This is a genomic window from Povalibacter sp., from assembly GCF_036735925.1.
Lineage (GTDB): Bacteria > Pseudomonadota > Gammaproteobacteria > Steroidobacterales > Steroidobacteraceae > Steroidobacter.
Map to the genome: position 1 here is coordinate 22896 of NZ_DAINNK010000062.1, position 7407 is coordinate 30302.

At 64.5% G+C, this 7407-nt stretch carries 10 protein-coding genes; 3 read left to right on the plus strand and 7 right to left on the minus strand.

Features of this window, described 5'->3' with window-relative positions; translation table 11 throughout:
* Window positions 1-181 precede the first annotated feature (181 nt).
* Genes V7D81_RS17165 through V7D81_RS17175 form a run of 3 tightly spaced genes read right to left on the minus strand, consistent with a single transcriptional unit; the run spans window position 182 to window position 1494 of the window.
* A complete protein-coding gene (locus V7D81_RS17165) occupies window positions 182-508 on the minus strand; it encodes a hypothetical protein (RefSeq protein WP_324318496.1) in 327 nt (108 codons plus the stop codon).
* On the minus strand, window positions 501-1079 hold the full coding sequence (locus V7D81_RS17170) for an RNA polymerase sigma factor (protein WP_324318498.1): 579 nt from the start codon (window positions 1077-1079) through the stop codon (window positions 501-503). The genes V7D81_RS17165 and V7D81_RS17170 overlap by 8 nt, the downstream gene beginning before the upstream one ends.
* Entirely contained in the window at window positions 1057-1494 is a 438-nt protein-coding gene (locus V7D81_RS17175; RefSeq protein WP_324318500.1) for a hypothetical protein, read from the minus strand. The genes V7D81_RS17170 and V7D81_RS17175 overlap by 23 nt, the downstream gene beginning before the upstream one ends.
* Window positions 1495-1793: 299 nt before the next feature.
* Here V7D81_RS17175 and V7D81_RS17180 point away from each other — a divergent pair, with 299 nt between their 5' ends.
* Together V7D81_RS17180 and V7D81_RS17185 are read left to right on the plus strand one after the other, a co-directional pair.
* Window positions 1794-2276: a hypothetical protein gene (locus V7D81_RS17180; protein WP_324318502.1), complete on the plus strand. Its 483-nt coding sequence runs from the start codon at window positions 1794-1796 to the stop codon at window positions 2274-2276.
* Window positions 2273-2470, plus strand: a complete 198-nt coding sequence (locus V7D81_RS17185) for a helix-turn-helix transcriptional regulator (protein ID WP_324318503.1) — start codon at window positions 2273-2275, stop codon at window positions 2468-2470. Before V7D81_RS17180 ends, V7D81_RS17185 begins: the two co-directional genes overlap by 4 nt.
* Window positions 2471-2480: 10 nt before the next feature.
* Here the strand turns inward: V7D81_RS17185 and V7D81_RS17190 are convergent, their stop codons facing one another.
* Window positions 2481-3239 carry a helix-turn-helix domain-containing protein gene (locus V7D81_RS17190; protein ID WP_324318505.1) on the minus strand — a complete coding sequence of 253 codons (759 nt, stop codon included), beginning with the start codon at window positions 3237-3239 and terminating at the stop codon, window positions 2481-2483.
* A gap of 218 nt (window positions 3240-3457) precedes the next feature.
* Here V7D81_RS17190 and V7D81_RS17195 point away from each other — a divergent pair, with 218 nt between their 5' ends.
* Window positions 3458-4198, plus strand: a complete 741-nt coding sequence (locus V7D81_RS17195) for an esterase/lipase family protein (protein WP_324318508.1) — start codon at window positions 3458-3460, stop codon at window positions 4196-4198.
* Window positions 4199-4216: 18 nt separating this feature from the next.
* Here V7D81_RS17195 and V7D81_RS17200 read toward each other — a convergent pair whose 3' ends face one another.
* The 3 genes from V7D81_RS17200 to V7D81_RS17210 form a co-directional block, all read right to left on the minus strand.
* The gene (locus V7D81_RS17200) at window positions 4217-4957 is read right to left on the minus strand and encodes an RES family NAD+ phosphorylase (protein WP_324318509.1); all 741 of its coding nucleotides are present in this window, start codon (window positions 4955-4957) and stop codon (window positions 4217-4219) included.
* Window positions 4958-5362 carry an MbcA/ParS/Xre antitoxin family protein gene (locus tag V7D81_RS17205; protein ID WP_324318511.1) on the minus strand — a complete coding sequence of 135 codons (405 nt, stop codon included), beginning with the start codon at window positions 5360-5362 and terminating at the stop codon, window positions 4958-4960. It lies immediately after the preceding gene.
* Between the two features lie 174 nt (window positions 5363-5536).
* Window positions 5537-7147 (minus strand): glucan biosynthesis protein, encoded by a 1611-nt coding sequence (locus tag V7D81_RS17210; protein ID WP_324318514.1) that lies wholly within the window; start codon window positions 7145-7147, stop codon window positions 5537-5539.
* Window positions 7148-7407: the final 260 nt, after the last annotated feature.

Here is a 7407-nt window from a genome sequence, read left to right on the forward strand (position 1 = left end):
TGTGGGGCCGGCTTCCCCCCAATGGCACTCATTAGGCCCTACGATCGGCTTCTTTCTGTAGGTCAGGCTTTAGCCTGACTGTTTCAGGCCGGCTAAAGCCGGCCCCACAGGCAGAGCAAATCCTTAGGTCAGTGCCATTGGGCCGAAGCATGACCTACAAAGAAGGCAGGAGTCAGTCCATTCACCCATGCCAGCGTCGGAGAGGAAGACCATGCCGGGCACACAGCGCCAGCCCGGCGACAAGCACTCCCAACGCCACCATCGGCACAGGCACACCCATGAATTGCGGCACTCCTTCGAGCAGTTGTGCCAGCACCGGCGCGATCACGCGGCTCGCCGCGAACAGGACGACGAAGAGCATCAGCATCGGAGCCTCACGCAGCGCGAACGCGAGAAATCGACTGCGCAGACGTGAGCGCCTGATCTCTGCCGCGACCTGCAACGCGAAGGCGGGGTCGCGTTCGGGCGCGGTCCCTTCGGTGAATAGCTCCTTGAGCTCATCAGGCATCGCGATTCACTCCGGCATAAAGCTGCTTCAATTTATCGCTTCCACGCAGCACGTGCGACTTCACGGTCCCGAGCGGCAGCCCGGTCGCCTCGGCGATCTCGGCATGGGTCATGCCCTCGCCGTGCGCCAGCACCACGCATAGGCGCTCGCCAGGGCCCAGCCGCGCCAACGCGCGTTCCAGGTCGATGCCCCCGGCGCGGCGCTCCGGTGAAGGCGCGGGGTCGGCGACCGCGAGGAATGCACCTTCATCGTCATCGATCGGCGCCAGCACACGACGCGTCTCCGCTAGCCAGACATTGACCGCCACGCGCTTCAGCCAGCCGCCGAAAGCGCCCGGGTCGCGCAACGCACGGATGCCGCGCCACGCCTGCACAAAAGTCTGTTGCGCCAGGTCATCGGCCAGCGAATGGTTGTCGCAGAGCCGGCGCAGCATGTCGCGCACCCGCTTCTGACGGCGCTGAACCAGCTCGTTGAAGGCACCATCGTCGCCGCTCATCGCGAGCGCGACGACATGCTCCTCAGGCGCATCCTCGAGCCGGCCGCGCGGGTCACGCGACCGGGGGTGCATCATTCTTCTGGTTCGCCGAACGCCACATCCGAATGGCAATGATCAGGCCTGCCGTCCACAGCCCGAACATCGGAGCGAGCGGGATGAATACGGCGCCCGAGCCGTTCAACAGCCCGAAACGCACAGCCCCGAATGCATAGATGCCGGCGCCGAATGCGACTATTCCTGTCACGACTGCCGCCAGCTTTCTCCCCAGCTTTCTCCATTGTCTGCTTTGCGTGGCCCGCTCACGTGCAGCCTGCGCATCCTTCGCGGCGTCTCTTTCGCGCATATAGGCGAGAACTTCAGTCGCGCTTTTGCCCTCCTTCTCCAGCAGCGCACGCAGTGTCGCCTGCTTTTCGCGCTCCTTGAGCGCGTCGGCCACGATCATCGCCGCGACGATCATGCCCACCATCAGCCAGAAGCCCAGTTCTCCCATCGCCAGCGCCCTCTTGATTGATCCTCATAGTAGGGATGCGGTCGCTTGCTGTTCTGGATGCGGAGCCGTTCGTTCGGCCGAGGGAGGGATCTGCCGTACGCGCGCCTTGGGACCTGTTGAATCGGGCGGCCACTCGCGGCGTGCAAACAATACCTGTCATCGCGATCAAAATATGACAAGTTTACTGTGCTTTTTGGGAAGCATACATTGTAACGAACTGGCCCTGTCGTCGGGGCCGATTGCCTTGTGCCTTCCCGGAATCGACGTCTGCGATCCCTCATACACAAAGGAAGACTCTCATGACCAGGAAAGCGCTTGGACGTGGCGCCCGGCTCGCACTGTGGACTTTGCCGGGCGCCATCGCGATTGCCGGTTTCATTGCCGTACAGCCGTGGTTGAGACAGCAGGATCCCGTGGTCCTCCAGAGCGTGACCATCGCTTTCGTGATCCTGCTATTCGGCTATGGCGGGTTGGTGGAGCGCAGGCACCAGCGGCATCTGGATGAAGTGGAACTCGCCAGCCAGCAGTTCGCCATCAAGCATGGCTGGAACGGCGGGATGATCGCCGTCGCGTTGCTGCTGATGCTGCCTCCCGTCATGAACTGGCTGGTCGACCTGGCGATCACGAGCAGCAACGGATCGTCGGGCGTGCCCAATCGCAGCACCGTGCAGCTCGCGTTCTTCTGGGGCTTCATGCTGGTGGTTGCGATGCAGACGGTGGGCATGTTCGTCGCCGGCATCCTCTGGTGGCGAGGCATGGTGGGAAGGCGTGAGCGGTCATGAAAAACCGCATCCACGTCCTGCGCGCCGAGAAGCGCTGGAGCCAGGCCGAACTGGCGGACCGCGTGCGCGTGTCGCGCAATTCGATCAACGCCATCGAGAACGGCCGGTTCGATCCATCGTTGCCTCTCGCCTTTCGCATCGCCGATGCCTTCGGTCTCACGGTCGAGGAGGTGTTCGACAAAACGGATGTCTGAACGGGCGATGTCACGGTGTACGGTCTCGCCGGGGTGAACGGCTCCGGCGCAGACGCGTGAACTCCGAGAACTCCCACGCGCGCAATGCCAGGATCGCAGTACAACCGTCGCGCTCGGCCAGCGGCAATCGCGCGTCGTTGTGCGCCAGCGCTTCGAACTCCGCGGCGAGACGTTCGATGCCCGATTTGAACCGTCGCAGCGATTCGCCCGAGAGCAGGCCGCCGATGAAACGGAACTCGTCGCCGGCGCCGTCGAAACGCGCATTGAAGAATTCCGGCGCCACACGCCGCACGAAGAAGGCATGCACCGGTCCGTCCTTGCGCCACGAGAAGTTGCGGGCGGTGAGCTTGCGCAGGCGCTGCGGCTTGCGGAATTCGGCGATGCCGAGCTTTTCGAGCCGCAGCACCAGATCGATGAGTTCGGCGTCGCCGATCTGGAACGTCGAGACGATCTCCGGGAATTTCCAGTCGTTGACGATCAGGTAGCTCACCAGCAGCAGCTTGGGATTGGCGACCAGCACGCGTTCCTGCTCGTCGCTCAACTGGGTCAGCAGGCGCGTGCCCCGCGGATCCTGCAGCAGCTCTTCCAGCGAAATCGACAGGGCTTCGCAGATACGGTCCAGGCGCTGCAGCGAGAAGCCGCCGCGGCTCAGGTCGCGCTTGACCGTCGGTTCGCTCAAGTGCAGCCGCCGCGCCAGTTCGCGATAGGTCACGCCGTCCGCCCGCAGGCGGGCTTTCAGGTTGCGCAGCAGGGTGCGTGAATCGGCCATGCGAGTCTCCTCCGGTATCACGAAACGATACCGTCGGTTTCTCGTGGTGTCACCGCCGGGACCAGATTGGCTGCGCCGCCCGGCCTTGCGGCAGTCTGCCCGCCGCGGCAGCCGGCCGCGCCACGCGAGATCGCCCACGCCGTATGTGTGTGTCATTCCAGTCCGTGTTGCTCACCTCGTCCGGAACGTTCCTTCGTCGAGCCTGCGCGATAGCGCTGTTGCTCCTCGCAGGGCTTGCGAGCGCCGGTGCCGCAGAGCCGGACGACGCTGCATCGACGGAACGCGTCGTCCTGCTGCATGGCCTGGGACGACAGGCGGGCTCGATGTCACGCATGGCTGCAGGGCTCGAGCGCGCCGGCTTCGAGGTCTGCAACATCGACTATGCGTCGCTCGATTTGCCCATCGCGAAGATCGCGAGCGAGCGCGTTCTGCCTGCCATCGAACGCTGCTTTTCGCCTTCGCCCGTGCGTATTCACTTCGTCACGCACTCGCTGGGCGGCATCCTCGTACGACAGCTCGTCGCCAACGGCGATCTGCCGAACGTCGGACGCGTCGTGATGCTCGGGCCGCCCAATCAGGGCAGCGAACTCGCCGATGTACTGGGACGTCTGCACCTGGCGCAGGATCTGCGACCGCCGGCGGCCGGCCAGCTCACGACGGCCGCAGACTCCGTGCCGAACCAGTTGGGGCCTGCGACATTCGAACTCGGCGTGCTGACCGGCGACCGATCGGTGAATCCGGTTCTGTCGCTGCTGATCCCGGGCGCCGATGATGGCAAGGTCGCGGTCGCCGCAGCGGAACTCGAAGGCATGAAGGACTTTCGCGTGATCCACACCAGTCACACGTTCATCATGCGACGCCGCGTGGTCATCGCGCAGACGGTCTGCTTCCTGCGCTCGGGCGCATTCGCGGAACAAGAGCAGACGCTGGCACTGTGCGATCCGTGGGAAGCGCGATGACGCGCTTCCGCAAGTGAATCATCGCGTCGGCGGCGGCTCCAGTTCCCACGCCGTCCTGCCGGGCGAGCGTTCGACGATCACCTTGCCCGAATCGGCGAACAGCTTGTAGGTGAGGTAGCAGACGGTGCGCGGTTCGCTCAGCACCGTCGGCGTGAAGACGGCCACCACTTCGGATTTCGCCTGTCGCGCCGAATACGTGAGCACGCCAGGCATGCCGGCCTCGCGCAGTTCGCGGCCCAGTGTCTGGCAGTACGAGTAGTCCTCGGGATGCAGCAGTTGCGGCTCCTTGCGCGTGCGCGCACGCACATCGACCAGCAGCGCGTTGCAGTGAATCAGATGAACGCGCCGCTCCTGCACGATCGGCTTGGTGCTCTGTGCTGCAATCGCGGATGCCAGGGTGTTGCGGCGAAAGTGATGCACGGTCTCGCGCACCGACGTTTCGATGGATGCGGCGCCATACCAGACGCCATAGGAACCGCTCGAATAGCGCGAGTGACAGGGATGTTCGAAAGGCCAGCGAATGGCGGCGGCGATGGCGTCGTAATTCGCCGCATCTTCGAACGGCCGCTGGATGATCGCCGGTTCCTGGTAGGCCTGTTTGACGGCCATTTCGTGACGCACCAGTACATCGATGTCGCGCGGATCGTCGATGAGGTCGGCGAATAGCTCGACGCTCTTGCGCAGGCTGACGATGTTGCGATGCCAGTCGCCCTGCGAATCGCGCGTGACCCGCAGTTCAGCGTCCTTGCCGGCGGCCATTTACGTGCCGCGCATCCGGTCGAGCGTGCCGCGCACCATCAGCAGGCCGGCGAAGCCGAAGCGACGCGCGATGTCGACCGGCGTTGCGCCATCGAAGCGGGTGTTGGGCGAGGACATCCAGCCCGTCGCGATCTCGGCGTTCTTCGGGAAGAGCAGCTTCAGCGCCTTGTGAATGCCGAGCAGGTGGCCGACGCGCTCCAGCAGGTCGCGGTTGGCGGCAAGCGCCTCGCCCTTGGCATAGCGCTGCAGTGCGATGCGATTGCTTTCGTTGAGGCCGAGCAGCATCAACTGGTCCGCCGATGGTAATTGCCAGAGTTCGAACAGGCGAGTCACGGCGCGGGCCAGGACGACTCGTTCGTCCCGGGTCCGGGCGGTGGTCGGCAGATCTTTCAGGTGGGCATGCATGGACGGCCGCCTGTGTTATTTCACACAGAGGGGAATATAGGTGACACAGGCTGACGTTTCAAGCCGGGATTTGTCCGGCTCTTCTTCCCTGTGGGGCCGGCTTTAGCCGGCCTGAGAACTGTCAGGCTGAAGCCTGACCTACAGGAGGAAGCGGATCAGCCCGCGGGAAGAACGCTACTCGAGCTGCGCGCCCGTCAGCTGCAGTGCCTGACGACGTTCGGCCATGCTCGGCGGGGTCCACTGGTACAGCCAGGTTTCCGAGAGCGGCTGGTTGTTCTTGCGCAGGAACAGGCGCAGGTCGATCGGCGCCGTGCTTTCATCCGTCAACCGCAGATCGAACATCGCGCGGAAGCCGTCGATCGAATGCAGCGGACGCGCCGAAGTCACTTCGATCTGGCCGCGCGATGCGGTAATCACCGGTTCGACGACTTCGCCGGGGCGGATCGATGCGAGTTCGCCACCGGCGAAATCGATGGCGAAGCGGCCGGCGTAGTAGCGCCGCGGCTGGCCGATGACGCCGCCGATGCCCGTGCGGGTCGCCACGACATGCGCCAGCGGCGGCACGAGCGGCGGTTGTGTGCCCCAGTAGAGACGATAGCCGAACAGCATTTCCGTCCCGGGCTGCATCTTCGTCGCCGGATTCCAGATCGCGACGATGTTGTCGAAGGTTTCATCGGGCGCGGTGAGTTCGACGAGCTGCACCGATCCCTTGCCCCAGCCGCTTTTCGGTTCGACCCACAGGTTCGGGCGGCGGTGGTACATGGCGCCGTCGTCCTGGTAGTTGTTGAAGTCGCGATCACGCTGCATGAGGCCGAAGCCGCGTGGATTCTCGTCGACGAACGAACTCACGCGCACGCCGGCCGGGTTCACGACCGGGCGCCAGATCCATTCGCCGTTGCCGGTGAGCATCGACAGGCCGTCGGAATCGTGGATCTCCGGGCGCCAGTCGTTGGCCATGCGCCGGTCGTTCTCGCCGCACTGGAACATGCTGGTCAGCGGCGCGATGCCGAGGCGTTCGACGCTCTTGCGCGGATACAGCGCGGCATCGATGTCCATCACCTGCGGCACGCCCGGCGTGATGATGAAGCGATAGGCGCCGGTGACGCTCGGCGAATCCATCAGGCCATACAGCGTCATCGTGCGCGCATTCGGCGGCGGCCGTTCGAACCAGAAGGTCGTGAAGCGCGGGAATTCCTCGGGACCGTTGATCGCGGTATCGAGTGCGAGGCCGCGCGCGGAAATGCCGTACTGGCGCCAGTCGTTGCTGATCGCACGGAAATAGCTCGCGCCGAGGAAGGAATCGACGTCCGAAGCCCAGTCGGTCTGGGCCTGGATGTGGAAGCCGGCGAAGCCGAGGTCGGGATGCAGATCGCGCGCCGACAGGCCGCTCTTGCCCAGGTCGTAGTCGGCCGGGCGATAGAGGATTTCGCGTGCGCTGCCGTCCACCACTTCGAACATGCGCACCGGCTCCTTGAAGCCGCGGCCCAGGTGATAGAACTGGATGCGGAAGCCACGATCCGTGTCGGCCCACAGCGCGCGTTCGCGCCGGAAGCGCAGCGACTGGTACTGGTCGTAGTCGAGGCTCTGAAGTTTCTGGGGGGCGAGATTCTTCGGCGCCTCATAGGCGCGCGAGGCGAGGGTCCGTGCCTCGCCCTTCAGTTGGGCATAGCTGAAAGCCGTGGCGGGTTGCGAGGAACTCGTCGCCGCGGCGAGCAGGTTCGCGCCGGGCGCACTCGCGGCAGACAGCAGCAGGGCAGACTTCAGCAGATCTCGTCGGTGAAGCATCGGCGGACTCGCGGCAGGCGGTGAAACTGGAGCGGATGATAGCCAGATGACACGTTTTGTGTTGTAGCGAGCAGAACGATCGCGCGGCGCCGGGGTTCCCTCTTCCTGTGGGGCCGGCTTTCCCGCGGGATTCCCTTCGGTCACAGCCGGCCTCTGACTCTTCTGTAGGTCAGGCTTCAGCCTGACTTCTTCAGAAGGCCGGCTGAAGCCGGCCCCACAGGAAGGCAACAGATCATTCACCCGTACCGAACGCTTGCAGT